The organism is Frondihabitans sucicola (assembly GCF_030296615.1).
Classification (GTDB): Bacteria; Actinomycetota; Actinomycetes; order Actinomycetales; family Microbacteriaceae; genus Frondihabitans; species Frondihabitans sucicola.
This window is the reverse complement of the sequence record NZ_AP027733.1, coordinates 234,658-253,775: the sequence shown is the minus strand read 5'-3', so window position 1 is coordinate 253,775 and position 19,118 is coordinate 234,658. Positions and strand designations below refer to the sequence as shown.

Sequence of the window (19,118 nt, the reverse complement as noted above, 5' to 3'; positions counted from 1 at the left end):
CTCAGAGCGACACGCTGGCGAGGTCGTCGCGAGTCACGATCGAGGCGAGCAGGCCGTCGTTGCGCTCCGTGGAGACGTACACGACGTACTCGGCGCGCTCGAAGATCGGGCGGAGGACTGCGCCCGAAGGCGAGCTGACGCCCGGGAGGTCCGCGAGGATCGCGACCGTGGCGCCCTCGATGTCCTCGGGGTCGTCCTGGATGCCCCGCGGGGTTGTCACGACAGCGCCGCGCACGCCCTCGTCGCCCACGAGGTCGAGGGCGAGCTTCTGCTGGGCAGGAGCCGCCACGATGACGAGGCCGGTGTCGTTGAGGCGAGCGAGGGCACCGGCGGCCGCGACGACGACCTTCGGCACGTCGGAGCCGGGTTCTGCCACGAGCGCGCCGCCGCCAGCCTGGATCAGGTCGGTGGTCGCCTTGAGGGCGCGGTTGTCGCGGGGGATCGAGGTGTCGATCGTCGGCGTGCTCATGATGTCCTTCGTGCTGTCGTGCGCCGTCGGCGGATGCCGCTACGCGCTTCCGGTTAGTATAGCAGGTTGCGCGTAGCGGCAGTTCGTCAGTCTGCGTATGCCTCTGCGTCGAGGTCGATGGCGAAGAAGTCGCCATCGTTGCCGAGGCGCCGGAGGGCCGAGGGCACCAGCGCGTCGGCGAGACCTGCCGTCACCTCGCTCAGAGTCTGACCGACAGCGTGGCCGTCGTCGGCAGCTCTCACGGCGGAGGCGATGTCCTGCGGCTGCTCGTCCGCGCGGTGAAGGACCTCGAAGACGTAGACGGTGCGGACGATGGTCGGGTTGCTGGTCGCGATGCCAGCGTGGAAGAGGCCCGCGCTGACGTGCCGCTCCACCTCCGACGCGTCTTGGTGCCAGCGGCAGAGCGTTTCGTACGTCGCAGCCCAGCCGCGGAGTTCGATCATCGCCTCCAGCGCCTGCGAGGCCAGCACGGGGGTCTCCTCATCCGCCTCGTGCCCTTGGGCTTCGACGACGGCCGCGAGGATGTGCGCCATACCCACCTCGCCGACGACCGCCTCGTAGCTGTCGGTAACGAACTGGACTGCCTCGGGGATCAGGACGTCGATCACCTTTCCCGTGTCGGCGTTCGTGTCCATCGTCGGCCGATTCTCCAGGATGGATTGGAGGTCCGCCGAGGCGAGGTCGTAGTCGAGGGCGCTGTAGTTGCGCCCTTCGACGCGACGACCGTTCTCGGCGAGGTGGATGTACGCCGGGGCGCCGTATCGCGGGTTGTGGTCGATGTTGTACTTCGGCTCATTGCCGCGCTGGTAGATGACGCTGTCGATGGCGATGTACTGATCGAAGTGCGCCTGAATGGCGGCCTCAGCCGCGGGCAGCTCGTCGGTGCGCGGGACGATGCTCGACCATCCGGTGAACCGCGGCTCCAGTGGGAACGAGGCGGACCCGAGGATCGTGTCGTCGGTCTGGCCGGAGTTCGGCAGGTGGCGAACCCAGAGCTGACCTTCGAACCAGCGCAGCTCGAAGGTCTTGTCCCAGGCGTTCGTGTAGCGGATCGCGACGGGCGCCTCGGCGCCGGTGACGCTGCGGAAGTCGACCTCCAGAGTGAGGCCTTCGTGCGCGACGGTGCGCGGGTTGCGGCAGCGCGGGGGGATGACGTTCGTCTGGTTCCAGTCGAAGGTGACGTTGAGCTTCATGGTTTCCTCTCGCAGGCGGCCCCTCCGCCCGATTGATTCTTACAGTACTGGTAGCCACTGACATTCGTCACACTCGCTCGTGTGCTGTATTGAAAACCGGCCTCGTCGAAACCAAATGACCCCCGAAGGGACACGGAAAGTCCGAAGACTGGAGGCATGGGAAGACCAGCGAAACTCTCGGCACGACTCATCTCCGTGTCCGTCGACGGCAAGGGCGCTGCGTGGTGCGACGGTGAGTTCTCGGGAGACCCCGAGATCATCGAGTACGCGCGCCGCTGCATCCTCTTCAACACGGAGATCGACGTCATGGGCATCCCCATGGTCGCCGACAACGTCGACATGTTCGGCGCCCTCGCCGCCCTCTACGCCTTCAGCCCGGGCCGCACGATCCTCATCGAAGCCCCCGAGCGAATTCGCGCCCTCCTCGACGAAGAGGACGAGAGCGACACCCCCGAAGACCTCGACCTCTGGAGCGCCTAATGTGCCGTGCCTGTGACGACGCCAACCCCCGCCGCTGCCCCTCCTCGTCCGGGCCGCTGCGCTCCGCACGCGACCGCAGTGCGTACGCCGCCAAGAAGGCCGCCGGGCTCACGAAGCCCCGCCGCAAGCACGGCCCCACCGCAGGCCACGACGTCAAGGGCGGACTGGACGCCCCCGCGGTCAAGCAGCCGCCCACCGTCGAAGAGCTGAACGCGATGATCGCCGAGGTGCAACACGCCTACCAGGGCTCCGTCGGCGTCCCGGAGTCGGACCCCGAGGCCTACTTCGCCATGATCGAGAAGTACGGCTCCCGTGAAGGCGCCGTCGTCGCGCTCGGCACCGCCATTGCTGAACGCGCCGAGATGCACGCGGGCGTCACCGCCGACGAGGTCGAAGCGCTCCAGCAGGCCAACATCGAGCGCATCAAGACCGAGACGCCCGAGATGACCAAGCGCCTCCGCATCGATGAGACGCGCGTCGAGATCGCCCGCAATCACGCCGCCCTCGAAGAAGCGCGCCGCGCAGGCGACGAGACCCGAGCCGCCGAGCTAACCGCGAAGTACTGGGAGCTGGCGCGCGTCCGCGATGCCGCATGGAAGGACCCCCAGTACCTCGAACTCAAGGAACTCCAGAACCAAGCCCAGAACTACCGCAAGGGCCCCGTCGGCGACAAGCTGCGCTCCCTCGCCGACGGCTACCAGAAGACCCTTGCCGAAGTGCGGCCCATGGGCGGCGACATGGCCTTCCACGAGCGCAGCACCAAGAAGGCGGCCGCCTCCTTCAACGTCGCCGCGCAGTTCTACCCGAGCGACTGGATCGACGCCTCCAACAGCCGCCCGCCCGCCATCGCGAAGATCGTCAAGAGCCGCGCACACTACTTCGAAGGCGCCACGCAGACGACCAAGAAGCGCAAGCCCGTCGAGACGCTCTACTTCGCCTCCGCCGACGTCGACCTCAGCGAGGACAACGGCGTGTACCGCGAGTACATCCCCCACCCTGAGAAAGATGGCTACGGCGATCGCGCGTGGATTCGCAAGGACTACGACGTGCACACCAAATCCGGGTCCTGGGGCACCAACCCCGCGGCAGCGGCTGGGTCGAGCACGAATCCAGCATCCCCGAGCGCCAGGTCTGGCGCCGCCCCAAGTACCGCATGGAGACCGTCGCCTCCGAGCGCATCCCCGAGATCACCACCAACGAGGACCACTCCGGCTTCCTCGACGGCGACACCACCACCCGTGTCGCCACCCACGAACTCGGCCACCGCTTCCAGTCAACCGTCCCCGGCATCTCCACGCTCGAACACGAATGGCGGCACCGCCGCACCACCCTCGCCGACGGCACCCAGGAGGCCAAGGTCAACGTCTCCGGTGGCAAGAAGGGCGAGTCCGGCTGGGCCGACAGCTTCCCCCTCGCCTACACCGGCCGCGACTACGGGCGCGCCTCCACCGAGGTCCTGAGCACCGGTGCCGAGTCGCTGTTCGCCGGAGAAGAGGGCGGCCTCGTCGGTGGCGGCCGCTTCCACCGCGACGACGACATGCGCGCCTTCATCCTCGGCGTCATGGCCTCCGCCCACCGCCCGAGCAAGAAATAGGAGGGACCGGCATGGCTCGCCCTGCAACGCGCACCCGCGACCTCGTCAGCGTTTCCGTCGACGGCCGCGGCGCCGCCTGGTGCGACGGATTCTGGTCGGGCGACGCCGAGATCATCGAAGACGCCCGCCTCGCCGCCACCTACCGCGCCGCCGTCCCCATCAACGGGCTCAAGTTCGAGGCCCACGGGGAAGACGCCCTCGGTGCCCTCATCGCCCTCCACGCGCACCTGCCGGGGCGCACCATCGTCGTTGAGTCCACGCCCGAGTTCGGGGCGCTCCTCGCCGAGCGCGCGGCCTCTGACGCGCCTGAGACCTGGAGCGCTGCCTGATGTGCCGAGGATGCGATGACGCCAACCCCCGCCGGTGCCCGTCCTCCATGGGCGAGGCACGCGCCGCCCGCGACCGGGCCAGCTACAACGCCAAGAAGGCCGCCACGGCCACACCGGCCAAGCCCGCCTCGAAGCCACGCTCCCGCGCAGGCGTGAAGGGCGGGCTCGGCGCCGCCGCGGCGGCCGACGTCACCGCGCAGACCCAGATCGCACCCCTGCCCGAGGGCACCCCGACCGTCGATGAGATCAGCGCCGCCATCGATCGGGTGCAGGTGCTCTACGGCAACCCGGACGACCACCCCGCCGAGTTCGCCGCCCTCGTCGAGGAGTACGGCAGCAAGGACCTCGCCATCGTCCACGTCGGCGACCTGGTGGCCAAGCGCGCCGAGGCGATCGCCGGAACCAGCGCCGACGAGATCGAATGGCTCGGCGAAGACCAAGAGGCGCTGCTGAAGGCCCAAGCCCTCGCCGCCAAGGAGAAGTACGGCATCACCGAGCTGGAGAACCGCCGCGCCGAGATCGAAGCGGGCATGTTCCGCAAGGAGACCACCCCCGAGGAGTTCAAGGCGGCCCAGGCGCAGATCAGCGAGGTCGTCGGGAAGGTGCGGGAGTTCTACGCCACCGAGGAGTACGCCGCCATCCAGGAGGCTCAGAAGCTCCGCGAGAATGACCTCCTCGGCGAGACGGGGGAGAAGTCCCGCGCCCTCGCGGAGGCGTACCAGACCGTGCTCCGCGACCTGCGCCCCATGGGCGGGGAGCTGACGTTCTCCGCAGACACGAACAATGAGGCCCGCGCCGTCTTCGCCGACGGCGTCCAGTACTTCCCCTCCGACTGGGTCGACGCCTCCTCGCGCCTCGCCCCGATGGAAGCGAGACTCATCGCGGGCCGGGCGCACTACACGCCCAACAGCATCAAGGGGAAGACGAAGACGAAGATCGCGGACCACACGATCGTGCACGCCGACGCCGACCAGGACATGACCGTCTGGAACAACGACAACACCCTCTACCGCCGCGTGATGGACGAGCCCGACGGCCGCGTCATGTGGGTCCACACGACCTTCGAGACCGCACCCGAGGTCAACGGAACCGTCAAGAAGCCCCGCGGCAAGGAGTGGGAAGAGTTCAAGGACCGCCGAGGGCGACAGAACTGGCGCCGCGAGCACACCAAGACCGTCGAGCAAGACGTCATCGGCGGCCCCGAAATCCTCGCGAACCCCGACGGCGGCAACCTCACCAAAGGCACCTACAGTCGGGCCGCCATCCACGAGCTGAGCCACCGCATGCAGCACGCCGTCCCCGCCGTCGCCCGGATGGAGAAGGCGTTCCTGGAGCGCCGCACCACCCACGCCGACGGGCGCCGACACAAGCAGGTCAACGTCTCCGGCGGCCGCCCCGCCGAGATGGGCTGGGCGGACAGCTTCGTCGAGAAGTGCATGGGCCGTGACTACGGCGCCGCCAACTTCACCGAGCTGCTCGCCACCGGCTCCGAGTCGCTCTTCTCTGGCTCGTACGGCGGCCTCATCGGCCGCGGTCGCTATCAGCGCGACGACGAGATGCGCGGCTTCATCCTCGGCCTCTTCGCCACCGGTGGGCGACCCAAGAGCGCCGTGTAGCCGCCGGGCCCAGACCGTTTGAAAACGGGCCTCGCCGCCACGAAGTCACCCCCGTCGGGGACACAGAAACCCTCAAGACTGGTCGTATGGCCAGACCAGTGAAACTCTCCGGCGAACTCATCTCCGTCAGCATCGACGGCCGCGGAGCCGCCTGGTGCGACGGCATCTTCTCCGGCGACGAAGAGATCGTCGAGATGGCGCGCAACGCCTCCATCTTCAGCCTCGAAGTCGACGTGATGGGCATCCCCATCCAGGCGGACTCCGACAGCACCACCGGCGCCCTCGCGGCCCTCTACGCGTACAGCCCAGGCCGCACCATCCTCATCCAGGCGCCCGACGACATCTTCGACATCCTCGACCACCAAGCCTCGCTCGACGAGCCCGAACTCTGGAGCGCCTGACATGTGCCGCGCCTGCACCGACGCCAACCCCCGCCGCTGCCCCTCATCCCTCGGGGAACTCCGCTCCGCCCGCGACCGCAGCGCCTACGCCGCCAACAAGGCCGCCGGAGCCACCCGGAAGCCCACCAAGGCGCGCTCCGGCGTCAAGGGCGGGCTGACCGACGCGACGACGGTCGAAGAGGTGCCCGCGGGCCCCGTCATCCCGACGATCGCCGAAGTGCGCGAGCTGGCCGACGGCGTCAGCGACCTCTACTCGCCCGAGACCCGCCACAGCGACCGCGGCAAAGCCCTCATCGCCAAGTACGGCAGCGAAGACCGCGCCGTCATCGCCCTCGGCGACGCACTCACCGCGCGCGCCGAGATGCACGCAGGCCTCACCGCCGACGACATCAGCGGCGACACCATGGCCGACCGCCTCAACGCCGAGCTGGCCGCAGCAGGCGTGCGCGGGCGCCTGAAGCTCGACTCCCTCAAGAAAGAGATGGACGAGCTGCACAGCATCGTGAAGTCGGGCCGCTCCACCCTCACCGAGAAGATCGAAGCCAACGCCAGGCGCAACGAGGTCGTCGACCAGTACAACGCCGCCATCCGCAGCGCCGAGTACAAGGACGCTCGCGTACAGCTCCAGGCGGCCCAGAACGGCACCACCGGAGAGTCGGGCCAGAAGCTCGCCAAACTCCGCGACGGCTACACCACCGCCCTCGCCGAAGTCCGGCAGCTCGGCGGCTCCCTCGCCTTCCACGACAAGACCGCGCCCAAGGCCAACAAGGTCTTCAACGAGGCCGCCCAGGTCTACCCGAGCGACTGGATCGACGCCTCCAACAGCCAGGCGGCACCGCTCGCCAAGATCGCCACCGCACGCGCCCACTACAGCCACGGGCACGTCGAGCGCACCCGGAAGCAGATGCCGGTCAGCTACCCCGTCCTCGCGCGGGCCGACGAGGATAAGACCCTCTCGAACGACGCCCACTACGAGTACACGCGCGACCCGAACCAGGATGGCGTGCCCGAGGGCGCGTGCGCTGGATCAACAAGCGGTACGAGACGAAGACGAAGTGGGACGAGAACACCCCGGTGCCGAAGGGTCGGGGATGGGAGACGTACACGACGGAGCGTGGAGACATGTACTACCGGCGCCCGAAGACCCGGCTCCAGACGCTCGACTCCGAGCGGGTCCCGGAGATTCTGACCAACGTCGACAAGGCGACCGTCTCCGGCGTCGGCGACCATCAGCGCGTCGCCACGCACGAGCTGGCTCACCGGTTCCAGTACACCGTCCCCGGCATTCACGAGATGGAGCAGAAGTTCATCGTGCGGCGCACCACGCTCGCCGACGGGACCCGCGAGAAGCCCGTCAACGTGAGCGGCGGCACCAGCCGCGAGATCGGCTACGCAGACAGCTTCCCGGACGCCTACATGGGCCGCGACTACTCCTACGGCAGGGCCGACAAGAGCGACCCGGGCACCGAAATCCTCAGCGTCGGCATGGAGTCGCTCTTCACGGGGACGCAGGGCGGCTTCGTCGGCGCCGGACGCTACAACCGCGACGACGAGTGCCGCAGCTTCATCCTCGGCATCCTCGCTTCGGCGGGCCGCAAGGCCTAGTCAGGGCAGCACGAAGCCCCCGGCGCCCAATGGGCTCGGGGGCTTCGTCGTGCTGCTCTACGAACGGTCGGGCTCAGCATCTCGAAGGCGCTCCGTGGTCGCGATCGCGTGGAAGATCACCATGGCCGATCCGCCTAGGAGGAGGATGCCGACGTAGAAGTGCGCCGGGTCCAGATAGGCGATGTACGCGCCCGCTCCGAGGAGTGCAAGCGCGAACACGACATGGATCACAAGTCGAACGGCGGCCATGGTCAGCTCCCTCAGGATAGGCGAATGCTTAGTGTAGCAGTTGCGACTATCCAGACGCCAAGAAGGGGCGGGGAACCGAAGTTCCCCGCCCCTTCAGGCTGGCGAGTTGGACCTAGCGCTGGAGGCCACCGTTGGCCGAGTCCCACTTGACGGTCGTGGTCGTCTTGCCGGTCGAGAGCGTGAACGTGTACGCGTCCGCGCCGGTCGTCTTGACGTAGGCGACCTTCTCGTCGGTGAAGCTGAGCTTCTGGACCGAACCGGTGTTCACCGTCGCGGTGCCGGGGGTGGTCGTGGTGCCGAAGTCGCCGGTCGCCGGGTAGGTCAGCGACGTGGTGTAGTCGGCCTCGATGGTCGTCGCGAGGTTGCGCGCGTCCGACTGGAGGTTCGAGATCGCGGCCTTCTCGCGGTACTGGTTGAACTGCGGGATGGCGGCGAGGATCAGCAGGGCGGCGATGGCCATGTAGGCCAGCAGCTCGATGAACGAGAAGCCGTTGTCCTCGGTCTTGCGGCGGGTGGAGATGGAGCGGAAGCGTGCGCGCATGTGCGTAGTGCTTTCTGTGTGGTGGGTTTTTGGTGGGGGTCTTCGGGCTGTCTCTCACCTGCTCTTTCTCTCTCGTCACCGAGACTACGAATCGCTACGGTGCCCCCCGTGCCCCCTCGTTCTGGGGTAGAAATCGAAAACTGACCCCTTTTTCAAAAGTCCGAGCCCCAGAAACGCAGAACGGGCGGAAAGCCGAAGCTTTCCGCCCGTTCTGGCTGGCGAGGTGAATCAGCCAGCGACGAGAGCGGTGTACGCCGTGCCGACGGGCTGGAGGCCGCCGTCCTTCGAGCTGTAGACGACCTCGGTGCTGGTGTGCGACGTAGCCGTGAGCTTGAAGGCGTAGTCGGTGCCGTTGGTGCTGTACGTGATGGCCTCGTCCGAGAAGGTGAGCTTCTGGGTCGAGCCCGCGCCGATGGTCAGGACCTGGGCGGCGGGAGCGGCGATGGTCGACGGGTAGGCGAGCGACGTGGTGTAGTCGGCCTCGATGGTCGTGGCCACGTTGCGGGCGTCCGACTGGAGGTTCGAGATCGCGGCCTTCTCGCGGTACTGGTTGAACTGCGGGATCGCCGCGAGGATGAGCAGCGCCGCGATCGCCATGTAGGCGAGAAGCTCGATGAACGAGAAGCCGGAGTCCTCGATCTTGCGGCGGGTGGAGATGGAACGGAAGCGTGCGCGCATGGCGGTTGATGCTTTCTTCTGGGGGCTGGTGGAGAGCCGGTATCTACCTGCTCGATGTCTCGTCTTCGACCGTACGAAGCGGTACGGGACCCCCAGAGCCCCCTCGTTTAGGGGTCAATCCAAAAATCTGACCCCTTTTTCAAAAAACGTCCCCCGGTTAGCTCGCTCGGCGGAACGTCTTCGCAGTCCGGAGCGCACTGGCAGCCGCCAGGCGCTTACGGATGGCCGCGACGACGTGCGGGTACGCGGCAGAGGCCTCGGGGTCGTCGAGCGCGTTGAGCGAGAGCTGCTGGAAGCGCGTCGGGTTCATCCGAAACTCCGCGATGATCGCGTTGCGGCGCCACACGGCTCGGCGCGCGTCGAGGTTCGTAGCCCACCGCTCCTCGAACGCGAGGATGTTCATGGGCGTCGCCTCCGTGCGTTCTCCGGCGTAGAACTTCGGCCGCAGTGACTCTTCACGCATGCACGTCTCCATCTTCTCGGCGCCCCGATCTGGCCCGCCGGGGTCGAACATTCGACCCCGAGCGCAGGCGAGGCGCGACCCTCGTCCTTCTACAGTACATGGCGTTTTGTCAACAGTCCAGAACACTGCAACTGCTACACTAAGCGCAACGTCAGACATCGCCTGGAGATAATCCAGGTCGGCGAGTACCGCTTGCAGGAGGAGCGCCAGCATGATCGAGCAGCCCATCCAGCCACGCGTCGGTATCCAGATCGGCATCGTCCGCGACCCCGAGTTCGACTACTCATTCGGCGGCATCTCAGCCGGACGATCGCGGCTCACGCTCGTCGGCAGGGGAGTGCCCGAATACTTCGCTGAGACGCCTGAAGCCCCTGCCGTCTACCTCACCCGCGACGAAATTGGACGGCCGATCGTCTGCCCCGAGCTGGACGCATCCGGATACGAGAACGGTGGTGCCTACGCCATCCTCGGCGACAACATCGCCGACCTCGTGCCGTTCTACGGCGCCGTCCCGATCCACGACAGGAAGCGCTGATGGCCACCGTCGTCTCGGGCTGGTGCATGACTGGCCACGTGGGCTGCCCCGTCTTCTTCGAATCCATCGATCGGTGCCCGTGCTCCTGCCATGCCAAGCTCCCGCAGGAGCGGCCTGAGGACTGGGTTCGTCCCGCGCCCGCCCCCTCACGAGTCGCCAAGCCGCGGTCATTCCCCGTTCCGCCCCCCGCCAAGCCCGCTGTCGCCAAGGCAAGCCCAACCCGGAGCAAGGGCACGAAACCCAAGACACCAGCGACCCCCTCGCCTGCGCCTGTGACGCGACGCCCCCGTACCGCCGCGGTGCCCGTGGTGAGTGCTCCGACACCGCCGACCAAGCCAGCGACACGCAAGACCGCCGCGGCAACGCCCGCCACGATGGCCCCGAAGTCGCCTAGGGCTCGCGCGGCGTCGAGCAAGGCCCCCGAGGCGAAGGCTGCCAGCCCGGCAGTCAAGGCAACCTCGCGCTCATCCACGCGCAAATCGGCCTCCTCCGCGAGGGCGAAGCCAGTCGCCGATCTCGCTCCGACTCCGCGTGAGACTCGGAGCGCTACAGCGAAAAGCGGGGAGCAGCAGTCGCTCCGAAGAAGGCCAGCACCAAGCGGGCGCCGATTGCCAAGGCATCCGAGCGCTCGAAGGCGGCGAACAAAGCGGCAGCGGCCCCGCTGGCTCCCTCGGCAACGTCAACGCCAAGGACGCGAAAGTCCAAGGCGGTGCAGGATGGGCCATCCCTCTTCGACCTCGTCTAATTTGACGCATATCGATTGCAACATGTACTGTAGAGTCATGGACAACCGGACCACGCAGGACGGCAATCCAGCCTTGCCTGGAGTCGAACGCCGACCGCTATGGCTCATCGATGTCACCGACACCCTGACGTCAGCGTCGGGTGCAGGCCGACGAGGGCGCAACGGATGGGCCGACTGGAAGTCGGTGGCCGTCGACGCAATCACCGGGTCGACCGAGGTCCTCTACTCGCCATCCGTCACGGCGCTCGTGCACGAAGCGCTCGCCTCAGGGCTCGACGTCTGCGCCCTTGACTGGGAGCCGGACTACGCGGCGAGGCTTCTTGACGCGCTGGCGCTCCCGCGGTTGCCTATCGTCGAGCCCGGCAGTCACAGCGACCCCCGCGAGGCGAAGCTCCAGGCGGCCCGGGGCCTTGCGATGAACCGCCCGCTCCTCTGGACCGACTCCGAGGTCGGCGCGCATGCCGCCGTCACGAAATGGCTCCGCCACAGGCGCAGCCCCTCCTACCTGATGGCCCCGTCGAACGACCTCAGCCTCAGCCCCTCTATGGTCGGCGTCGTCCGAACGTGGATCGGGACCCATGCACCATCCGCCATCGCAGGAAAGGCGTCATCATGACCGTCAACTCCCTCACGCGTTCCAAGCCCGCTGCCCCCAAAGAGCCCGGGATGAACGACATCCCGACGCCGACGCGCACCGGGGTGCCGATCCCGGACCTCACCGGCGCCGACCGCTGCGAATCCTGCAACCAGCCCGCACAGTCGGCCTGGCTCGTGACCTCGGCCAGCGTCAATCCGCTCCTGTTCTGCGGACACCACACGCGTCGCCACCTGGCGAAGCTCCAGGCGGCCGCGCCGTTCGCATCGCTCATCAACCCGGGCGTCACGTTCCCGTGAGCGCCGGGGCCCTCGTCGACACCGTCGCCATGCCCATCGGGATCACGGAACTCGTGGCCCGTACGCACGCGCTGAGCGCCGAGTTCGGCGAGGGCCTCGTCGCCATCCAGTACGACGAGGCGACTCTCGGCATCTTCACGCCCGCCAGCGTCATCGCGTGCCCCACGTGCGGCTGCGATTTCGACTCGAAGCACGCGCGACATTCCGCGCCGGTCGACGCCGAACGAACGCCCGAATGAACATCCGCCTCCATCGAGCCGCTGCCGCCGTGACGCTGTCGATGGCGGCCGCGGCGATAGCAGTCACGTACGCCGTCGTCATCCCCAGCATCACCGCGTCAAGCCCTGCCGCGCTCACCCTGGCGCCAGCCCCGTCCCGCCACCTTGCGGCGTTCACACTTCAGGACGAAAGGCTCATCGTCCTGCCCAACGAATCGTGCAGTGACGCCGCTCAGCTCACCGGGCTCGACGATGCCAGCTTCGGTCTCGTCACTGTCCACCTCGGTGACCCTGTCGACGGCAACCCGCTGGCGAAGTAGCCCTGTCCCGGCGGAGCGCTCGGCCCAACCGGGCGATCGCGATCTGATGTGTAGTAGCAACCTGCTATACTAAGTCAGCGGACAGAACTCGCTTGCAGTCGTGCGCACGGGCTCGGGCGTATCCCCGGCACCCCTGATCACAAAGGCCCCAGATGAAGCATCGTAAGAAGGTCGTCGGCATCATCGCCGCCGCGATCGGCGCCACCCTCCTACTCACCGCATCGAGCTGCGCGGACACCGACAACCGTGACGCCCAGTACTCGAAGCTCGACAAGAAGTCGGACCAGCGGGCGGCCCCCGACGTCACCGGCGACACCGAGTACAACAACTACATGAAGGCCCAGAAGCTCTACGACGACAAGGCGAGCATCATCTGGTGCACCGCGACGTGGAGCAACTCGACCGCCCCGATCTTCACCGTTCCGATCGCCGGGAAGCTCACCTCGTCGAGCGTCAGCTACTACCCGAACCAGCAGGTCGACTACAGCTCCGACGGCAACGTCCTCGTCGAGCGCAAGTCCGTCGACGGCATGTACCACGGCACGCCGCCGCCCTACCGCTACGGCTTCACTCCGGGCGGCCAGTACGTCGACTTCACCGGCATGGAGACGTTCTGCACGACGCAGCTCACGTCGTTCCAGAAGCAGTCGATCCAGGTCGCCTCGGTCGACACGGCTGCCGACGCCGTCACGCAGAAAGCGGAGGCCCTGCTCAAGGCAGGCGACGCCGCGGGCGCCCAGAAGCTCCTCGATGGGATCAAGAAGTGAGCGGCGACAGCGAGGCCTTCCCCACGGGCAAGGTCGTCGGGGCAGTCGCGGGCGCCATCGCGCTGTTCGTCGTGCTCTACCTGGTGTTCGGCGTCATCGGCCGAGGGCTCGGCTGGTTCGACGCCAAGGCCGACGTCATCTCGGCCCCGAACGTCAAGGCGCAGACCGAGACGATCACGAAGGACTGGGCGGGCCTCGTGCAGAGCGCTGACAACGCCTGCTCCGCCGTGAACGCGGCCACGACATCGAACTCGCCCACCATGATCGAGGACCCCGCGCAGGCGTACGCCGCGACGTACCGCAGCATCGTCGCGGACTACAACGCGACGATGGCGAACGACTTCAAGGCCAAGGATGTCGCGCCCACTGGGTACCCGACCTCGATCCCGAACTTCGACGAGACCCACGGTGCCAAGCCGGACTGGTGCGCCGTCTCGACGAAGCTCGCCGACCTCAAGGCCGCGGCGTAGCCATCCCATCGCCAGCACGCCGCCCCGACTGCCATGTGGCGCTCGGGGCGGCGTCATTCGTGGCCCCTCAGCGCATCTTCCTTTTTTATTAGCCCGGCGGGCTTTTATTCGTGATATGGTCAATTCATGATCAGCTTCCACTCGAAGAGCACCACGGAACACGTCAAGGGACTCCACCTGATCTCAGGCGACACCCCCATCACCTTCCCCTCGGGGGAGCGCCACATCTTCGACCGCGCAACCAACGAGGTCCCCAACTACGTCGATATCCGCAGCGCCGATGCGAACGACTATGTCCAGGCCGCCATGTGGGCCAACATGCAGCACCGCAAGGGGTTCCCGGTCACCGCAGTGATCCCGTTCCTCATCGGCGCCCGTCAGGACCACGCCCACGAGTTCGGCGTCCAGGCCTACGCCGACCTGATCAACTCGATCCACGCCGACCGAGTGGTCGCCTTCGACACGCACTCCCACGTCATCGAGGGCCTCGTCGACAACCTCGTCGTCGTCGAACCGGCGCGCCTCGTGCGCAAGGCCATCGTCGGCAAGGACCGCGAGAACATGGCCTACGACGGCATCATCTGCCCCGACCACGGCGCCATCGAGCGCACCCAGCGGATCGCCGACATCTGCCACCTCCCCGTCTTCCACGCGGAGAAGCACCGCGACACCGCCACCGGGGAACTCTCCGGCTTCAGCGTCGAGCCCCTCAACCCCAACGGCAAGTACCTCGTCTGCGACGACATCTGCGACGGTGGCGGCACGTTCATGGGCCTCGCCGACGCCACCGGCCTCGATCGCGACCACCTCGACCTCTACGTCAGCCACGGCGTTTTCTCCGGACGCGCCGCACAGCTCGCCGAGCGCTACGGCCGCGTCTTCACCACCGACAGCCTCGACACCGCGGCCGTCTCGCCCCTGAAGGCGACCGTAATCAACCTGCTGCCGTTCCTCATGACAGACATCCTTCCCGTCAAGGTGGACGCCGCCAGCGTCACCCTCGTCGCCTGATCCGAAAGGCCACCATGTCCACGATCACCACCGCCACCCCCATCGCCGCCCTGATGGACGTCGACTCCTACAAGCTCGATCACCGCAGGATGTACGGCAAGGGCGTGACCCGCGTCTACTCGAACTGGACCAACCGCTCCTCGCGCATCGAGGGTGTCGATCACGTCGTCCACTTCGGCCTCCAGGCATTCCTCCAGAGCTACTGCATCGACAAGTTCGCCCCCTTCTTCGCCGCCGACGAGGACGACGTCGCGCGCCTCTACAAGGAGGACGTCGAGAGCGTCGTCGGGCCGAATGCGATCGGCGAGGACCACATCCGCGCCCTCCACCGTCTCGGCTACCTGCCGCTGAAGTTCTCCGCCGTCCCCGAAGGCACCCTGGTGCCCATCGGCGTGCCGACCTTCACGATCGAGAACACCGTCGACGAGTTCTTCTGGCTCGTCAACTACATCGAGACGGCTCTCTCGTCCTCGTACTGGCTCCCGTCGACGAGCGCTACGCAGGCGCTCCGCTACCGCGGCCTGCTCGAAGACGCCGCGCGCAAGACCGGGGAGACCTCGCCGCCGTCGACTACCAGCTCCACGACTTCTCGTTCCGCGGCCTCTCGTCGCCGGAGAGTGCCGCCGCATCCGGCGCCGGTCACCTGCTCAGCTTCAAGGGCAGCGACAGCCTCGGAACCATCGACTACGTGCGCCGCTTCTACAAGGGCGACAACGGCATCGTGCTCCAGTCGGTCCCGGCCACCGAGCACTCGGTCATGACCGCCGGTACGCCCGAGCGCGGCGACGAGACTGACATGTTCCGCAGCATCATCTCGCTCTACCCGTCGGGGATCGTCTCCGTCGTCAGCGACACCTACGACCTCTGGGCTGTCCTGACGAAGGTCCTGCCCGAGCTGCACGACGAGATCGTGACGCGCGACGGGAAGCTCGTCATCCGGCCCGACTCTGGCGACCCCGCCGACATCCTCTGCGGCACGGCCATCCAGAAGAACCTGCCCGCGGACAAGGGTGTCGTCGAGCTGTTGTGGGACGAGTTCGGGGGGACCGTCAACGAGCAGGGCTACAAGGTCCTCGACCCGCACATCGGTGCCATCTACGGCGACTCGATCACCGTGGAGCGCGCGAAGGACATCGTCGAGCGCCTCGCTGCCAAGGGATTCGCCTCGACCAACGTCGTCTTCGGTGTCGGCTCGTTCACCTACCAGTACGTGACTCGCGACACCTTCGGGTCGGCCATCAAGGCCACCTGGGTCCTGCGCTCCGGGGAGGGCCACCCGATGCGGAAGGACCCCGTCACCGACAACGGCAGTAAGCGCAGCGCACGCGGCCGCCTTGCTGTCCTGGTGGGCGACCGAGGCGAGCTGACTCTGCACGAGAACGTCGACGCCGCCACCGAAGCCCAGAGCCTGCTCCAGCCCGTGTGGGCCGACGGCGAGTTCATCGAATACCAGTCCTTCCGCAACGTCCGGGATCGGCTGGCCGAGCAGGCCGCGAGCCTCGCCGCTCGCACCGAGACCGTGGCCGCCTGAGCCACACACCGACGGCCGGGCTGGCTGCACGCGCACCCAGTCAGCCCGGCACTCACAACCCTGAAGGGACCGGCACGAGAGAATGAGCCTCATGGACAACACCGTCGACGTGTCGACGCCGTACGGCACCGCAGCGCTCCCTGCGCTCCGGGACGGCTACTCCTGGCGGGTCACCGCGCCCAAGGGTCCCAACTGGCTCGCCAGCCTCTACCTCGACGCCCGGCGTGACGTCGGCTACTCGCAGAAGAAGGCGGTTCCCGCGACGACCGGAGCCCGCACCGACCGCACGCTGGCGATCGCAGCCATCGAAGACGTCGCCGCCCGCCTTGCCTACGTGCAGCGGGCATCCGTCGACGGCGCCCCCACCGGATCACGCCCCGAGTTCACCCCCGACCGCATCAGCAACCTCGGCCGCAATGAGGTCTTCGTCTTCGGTGCGAACTCCTTCGGGGCCCACTACAGCGGCGCGGCGGCTGATGCCGTGAAGAAGTTCGGCGCGCGCATGGGCTCCACGTCTGGCCTCACCGGCGAGTGCTTCGCCATCAACACGATGGGCACCCTCCGGCAGTTCCAGGACGACGTCGAGCTGCTGTATGCGACCGCTCGCTCCTGGCCGCGCCGGTTCTTCTACGTGACCAAGGTCGGACTCGGCATCGGCGGCTGGAGGCTCGACGAGGTGGCACCGCTCTTCGCCGAGCGCCTGCCGAACGTCATCCTCCCCAGGCTCATCGCCGAGTGGAATGGACCCACCGATCCGGAGCCCGATGAGATCGAAGTCCTCCGGCGTCGCCTCGTCACGGAAGCGCGTCGCGCCCGCGACCTCGCCTCCGGCGCCCGGATGCACGCCGAGACCAAGGCGGCCGCCGAGACGGCCTACGTGCACGCCATCCTCCGTCGTGAGGGCTTCCACCCCGAGAGTATGACCCTCCACTTCACGACGACCTGGCAGTGCCCCGGCGTCGCCGAAGGCATCTGCGTCTACGACACGGACACCGACCCGGCGCGAGACTGCTGCGTCTTCTGCCACGAGCCCCTGGAGCGCAAGTGACCCCCGCCGCCCTGCCCGAGCAGCCCCTCATCGCCGTCGACGTCGTCCCCATCCGGTACAGCCGCAAGCGCGGCTTCGTCGAGCTGTTCACCGGGCGCCGCCTGTTTGAGCCTGCCCTCGGCAAGCCTGCGCTGCCTGGTGTGCTCCTGGGGCAAAAGCTCCCGCACCCAATGCGCGATGGCACGCCGGGGGAGCGGATCGAGAGCACCAGGGAGGCCGCGTACCGCGCGCTCCGGACCAAGATCGGTGCGGGCGGAACGAGCGTGCGCGGCGGGCTGTTCGACATCGGCATCTTCGAGGGGCTCCCCGGGGACTTGCGAGACCCACGAGGCGACACGATCTCCATCGCCCGTCTCGCCGTCCTCAAGGACAACTTCGCGCCAGGAGACGATGAGCAGACCAAAATCTCGCCCTTCGCCGCCACAGGCCTTCCATTCGACCACGACCGCATCGTGGACGCCGTCGCCGTCCTGATCGACCAGCGGCTCCTCGTCGACCGGGACCTGACGAACGCGCTACTGCCGGACGCCTTCACGCTCGGCGACATCCAAGCCATCTACGGCGACATGGGCGCCCGCATCACGAAGGCGATCCAGGCCAAGCGCTTGCCCGTGAGCGCTCGCCCCACCGATCCTGCCGACTCGCTTCGCGTGCGCCGCCTGGAGCGCACGGGCTGGTTCGAGAAGGGCCCCGCCGAGCCCGTCGGCGCGGACGACGAAGCTCCGAGGAAAGGCCGCGGCCGCCCTCAGGCAACCTGGCGTTGGGCCTAAAAAGGGTCGAAAACTGGGGCGTCCACCCGCAAACGAGGGGGTCGAGTCGGCCCCGTAGCCGCGAGGAATCTGGAGGGACAACCCCACCCAGAGGATGACATGCGACCACGCGCGCTCCCACGCCGCCCGCTCGACGACGGCTTCAGCTTCATCGAGCTGCTCGCCTACATGGCGATCGCTGCGCTCCTGATTCTCGCTGCGATTCCGCAGTTCTCCAGCTACCGAGCGAAGGCGTTCGTCTCGAACGCTCAGAGCGACCTCCACAACGCGGCCGCTGCCATGGAGGGCGCCTACGACCCGGATGCCGGTTACCCGTCAACACTACCCGCCTCCGTCAAGGCCTCCCAGGGCATCACCCTCTCCGTCGAGAGCGCATCAAGTGACGGGTTCTGCCTGACCGCCATCCCGAATGGCGGGGCCCCATGGAGCTACAACTCCGACGGAGGTTCGATCCAGGCCGGACGCTGCACGACCGCCAGCGCGATCACGTGGAGCGGCGACGCGTGGAGCGACTACGACTCGGTCGGGATCAACCCGACCCGCTACGGCGGCGACGAGTCGTACAGCCTCATCGATCTGACCAATGGGCCAGAGGGCGCGACGAAGGCGGCGCGAGCCACCTGGATGACCAGCAATGCCCCCGGCCGTGGATTCAGCATCGTGGCCAACACCGAGGTTGGCTCAGCCGACCCCACCGGCGGGCCCGTCACGCCCGGAAGGCCCGTCCACGTGTCCATGTGGGTGCGCTCGTCCAACGACACCACCACGGCCGCCCTCGTCTTCGCTTTCGCAGGCGCCGACCAGCAGTGGCTCGGCTTCCAGTCGTCGCCTGACGTGACTCTCCGCGCTGGGCAGTGGCAGCTCGTCACGGCCGCGGTGACCCCGCCTGCCGGGACCAAGAACCTCGCCGCGATCTACCGCATCACCAACGGCTCCTCGGCCTCCATCGGAGACACCCTTGACGCCACGAAGCTGATCTACAACTACAACTGATCGCTCGGCATGTGCCCAGCCGGGAAGCTCGGGTGAGTCGCCGAGCCCCGGGAGCGCGGCAGCGATACATCGTTTTTGAAATAGGGGAGCAGGCCCCCATTCGAGGGCCTTGGGGGCGATCCGTACCGCTCCGTACGGTCGAAGGAAAGACTTCTTCTAGCTCTGGAGCGACATGATCACCACCCTCCTTCGTCAGCG

At 67.4% G+C, this 19,118-nt stretch carries 25 protein-coding genes and 1 pseudogene; 20 read left to right on the top strand and 6 right to left on the bottom strand.

All coding sequences use genetic code 11. The features are described 5' to 3' along the window. Position 1: 1 nt before the first annotated feature. Together QUE79_RS23450 and QUE79_RS23445 are read right to left on the bottom strand one after the other, a co-directional pair. Positions 2 to 469: a hypothetical protein gene (locus QUE79_RS23450; RefSeq protein WP_286346905.1), complete on the bottom strand. Its 468-nt coding sequence runs from the start codon at positions 467 to 469 to the stop codon at positions 2 to 4. Between the two features lie 86 nt (positions 470 to 555). After that, positions 556 to 1,662: a DUF8359 domain-containing protein gene (locus tag QUE79_RS23445; RefSeq protein WP_286346904.1), complete on the bottom strand. Its 1,107-nt coding sequence runs from the start codon at positions 1,660 to 1,662 to the stop codon at positions 556 to 558. Positions 1,663 to 1,818: 156 nt separating this feature from the next. Here QUE79_RS23445 and QUE79_RS23440 point away from each other — a divergent pair, with 156 nt between their 5' ends. The 7 genes from QUE79_RS23440 to QUE79_RS23410 all read left to right on the top strand — a co-directional run bounded on the left by QUE79_RS23440 (position 1,819) and on the right by QUE79_RS23410 (position 7,687). After that, positions 1,819 to 2,142: a hypothetical protein gene (locus QUE79_RS23440; protein ID WP_286346903.1), complete on the top strand. Its 324-nt coding sequence runs from the start codon at positions 1,819 to 1,821 to the stop codon at positions 2,140 to 2,142. Beyond that, positions 2,142 to 3,602: a hypothetical protein gene (locus QUE79_RS23435; RefSeq protein WP_286346902.1), complete on the top strand. Its 1,461-nt coding sequence runs from the start codon at positions 2,142 to 2,144 to the stop codon at positions 3,600 to 3,602. Before QUE79_RS23440 ends, QUE79_RS23435 begins: the two co-directional genes overlap by 1 nt. A gap of 145 nt (positions 3,603 to 3,747) precedes the next feature. Continuing rightward, positions 3,748 to 4,065 carry a hypothetical protein gene (locus QUE79_RS23430; RefSeq protein ID WP_286346901.1) on the top strand — a complete coding sequence of 106 codons (318 nt, stop codon included), beginning with the start codon at positions 3,748 to 3,750 and terminating at the stop codon, positions 4,063 to 4,065. A gap of 47 nt (positions 4,066 to 4,112) precedes the next feature. Continuing rightward, positions 4,113 to 5,681: a hypothetical protein gene (locus QUE79_RS23425; protein WP_286346900.1), complete on the top strand. Its 1,569-nt coding sequence runs from the start codon at positions 4,113 to 4,115 to the stop codon at positions 5,679 to 5,681. A gap of 86 nt (positions 5,682 to 5,767) precedes the next feature. Beyond that, on the top strand, positions 5,768 to 6,082 hold the full coding sequence (locus tag QUE79_RS23420; protein ID WP_286346899.1) for a hypothetical protein: 315 nt from the start codon (positions 5,768 to 5,770) through the stop codon (positions 6,080 to 6,082). Position 6,083: 1 nt separating this feature from the next. Next, positions 6,084 to 7,271: a hypothetical protein gene (locus tag QUE79_RS23415; protein WP_286346898.1), complete on the top strand. Its 1,188-nt coding sequence runs from the start codon at positions 6,084 to 6,086 to the stop codon at positions 7,269 to 7,271. Continuing rightward, entirely contained in the window at positions 7,205 to 7,687 is a 483-nt protein-coding gene (locus QUE79_RS23410; RefSeq protein ID WP_286346897.1) for a hypothetical protein, read from the top strand. Before QUE79_RS23415 ends, QUE79_RS23410 begins: the two co-directional genes overlap by 67 nt. 57 nt (positions 7,688 to 7,744) lie before the next feature. On the opposite strand, the gene QUE79_RS23405 is transcribed toward QUE79_RS23410, so the two are convergent. The 4 genes from QUE79_RS23405 to QUE79_RS23390 all read right to left on the bottom strand — a co-directional run bounded on the left by QUE79_RS23405 (position 7,745) and on the right by QUE79_RS23390 (position 9,618). Next, positions 7,745 to 7,936 carry a hypothetical protein gene (locus tag QUE79_RS23405; protein WP_286346896.1) on the bottom strand — a complete coding sequence of 64 codons (192 nt, stop codon included), beginning with the start codon at positions 7,934 to 7,936 and terminating at the stop codon, positions 7,745 to 7,747. A gap of 112 nt (positions 7,937 to 8,048) precedes the next feature. Next, entirely contained in the window at positions 8,049 to 8,477 is a 429-nt protein-coding gene (locus tag QUE79_RS23400; RefSeq protein ID WP_286346895.1) for a prepilin-type N-terminal cleavage/methylation domain-containing protein, read from the bottom strand. 228 nt (positions 8,478 to 8,705) lie between these two features. Then, positions 8,706 to 9,155 carry a prepilin-type N-terminal cleavage/methylation domain-containing protein gene (locus QUE79_RS23395; RefSeq protein WP_286346894.1) on the bottom strand — a complete coding sequence of 150 codons (450 nt, stop codon included), beginning with the start codon at positions 9,153 to 9,155 and terminating at the stop codon, positions 8,706 to 8,708. Between the two features lie 157 nt (positions 9,156 to 9,312). Continuing rightward, entirely contained in the window at positions 9,313 to 9,618 is a 306-nt protein-coding gene (locus QUE79_RS23390; RefSeq protein ID WP_286346893.1) for a DUF3263 domain-containing protein, read from the bottom strand. Positions 9,619 to 9,829: 211 nt separating this feature from the next. Here QUE79_RS23390 and QUE79_RS23385 point away from each other — a divergent pair, with 211 nt between their 5' ends. From QUE79_RS23385 to QUE79_RS23330, 13 genes and pseudogenes are all read left to right on the top strand, one after another. Beyond that, complete coding sequence (locus QUE79_RS23385; RefSeq protein ID WP_286346892.1) at positions 9,830 to 10,153, top strand: hypothetical protein; 324 nt, start codon at positions 9,830 to 9,832, stop codon at positions 10,151 to 10,153. A gap of 782 nt (positions 10,154 to 10,935) precedes the next feature. Beyond that, the gene (locus tag QUE79_RS23380) at positions 10,936 to 11,514 is read left to right on the top strand and encodes a hypothetical protein (RefSeq protein ID WP_286346891.1); all 579 of its coding nucleotides are present in this window, start codon (positions 10,936 to 10,938) and stop codon (positions 11,512 to 11,514) included. Further along, positions 11,511 to 11,792, top strand: a complete 282-nt coding sequence (locus QUE79_RS23375) for a DUF7455 domain-containing protein (RefSeq protein ID WP_286346890.1) — start codon at positions 11,511 to 11,513, stop codon at positions 11,790 to 11,792. The genes QUE79_RS23380 and QUE79_RS23375 overlap by 4 nt, the downstream gene beginning before the upstream one ends. Continuing rightward, a complete protein-coding gene (locus tag QUE79_RS23370) occupies positions 11,789 to 12,031 on the top strand; it encodes a hypothetical protein (protein ID WP_286346889.1) in 243 nt (80 codons plus the stop codon). The genes QUE79_RS23375 and QUE79_RS23370 overlap by 4 nt, the downstream gene beginning before the upstream one ends. Then, positions 12,028 to 12,330 (top strand): hypothetical protein, encoded by a 303-nt coding sequence (locus QUE79_RS23365; protein WP_286346888.1) that lies wholly within the window; start codon positions 12,028 to 12,030, stop codon positions 12,328 to 12,330. Before QUE79_RS23370 ends, QUE79_RS23365 begins: the two co-directional genes overlap by 4 nt. Positions 12,331 to 12,482: 152 nt before the next feature. Further along, positions 12,483 to 13,097, top strand: a complete 615-nt coding sequence (locus QUE79_RS23360; RefSeq protein ID WP_286346887.1) for a hypothetical protein — start codon at positions 12,483 to 12,485, stop codon at positions 13,095 to 13,097. Then, positions 13,094 to 13,567 (top strand): hypothetical protein, encoded by a 474-nt coding sequence (locus QUE79_RS23355; protein ID WP_286346886.1) that lies wholly within the window; start codon positions 13,094 to 13,096, stop codon positions 13,565 to 13,567. The genes QUE79_RS23360 and QUE79_RS23355 overlap by 4 nt, the downstream gene beginning before the upstream one ends. A 126-nt stretch (positions 13,568 to 13,693) precedes the next feature. After that, positions 13,694 to 14,578, top strand: coding sequence for a ribose-phosphate diphosphokinase (locus QUE79_RS23350; protein WP_286346885.1), 885 nt, complete (start codon positions 13,694 to 13,696; stop codon positions 14,576 to 14,578). Positions 14,579 to 14,592: 14 nt separating this feature from the next. Then, a pseudogene (locus tag QUE79_RS26030) lies at positions 14,593 to 14,727 on the top strand (hypothetical protein); the annotation flags it as partial. Next, on the top strand, positions 14,703 to 16,109 hold the full coding sequence (locus tag QUE79_RS23345) for a hypothetical protein (protein WP_350271764.1): 1,407 nt from the start codon (positions 14,703 to 14,705) through the stop codon (positions 16,107 to 16,109). The pseudogene QUE79_RS26030 and the gene QUE79_RS23345, both read left to right, overlap by 25 nt. A gap of 91 nt (positions 16,110 to 16,200) precedes the next feature. Continuing rightward, positions 16,201 to 17,157: an A1S_2505 family phage non-structural protein gene (locus tag QUE79_RS23340; protein ID WP_286346884.1), complete on the top strand. Its 957-nt coding sequence runs from the start codon at positions 16,201 to 16,203 to the stop codon at positions 17,155 to 17,157. After that, on the top strand, positions 17,154 to 17,927 hold the full coding sequence (locus QUE79_RS23335) for an NUDIX hydrolase (RefSeq protein WP_286346883.1): 774 nt from the start codon (positions 17,154 to 17,156) through the stop codon (positions 17,925 to 17,927). The genes QUE79_RS23340 and QUE79_RS23335 overlap by 4 nt, the downstream gene beginning before the upstream one ends. Positions 17,928 to 18,026: 99 nt before the next feature. Next, positions 18,027 to 18,920, top strand: a complete 894-nt coding sequence (locus QUE79_RS23330; protein ID WP_286346882.1) for a type IV pilin protein — start codon at positions 18,027 to 18,029, stop codon at positions 18,918 to 18,920. Positions 18,921 to 19,118: the final 198 nt, after the last annotated feature.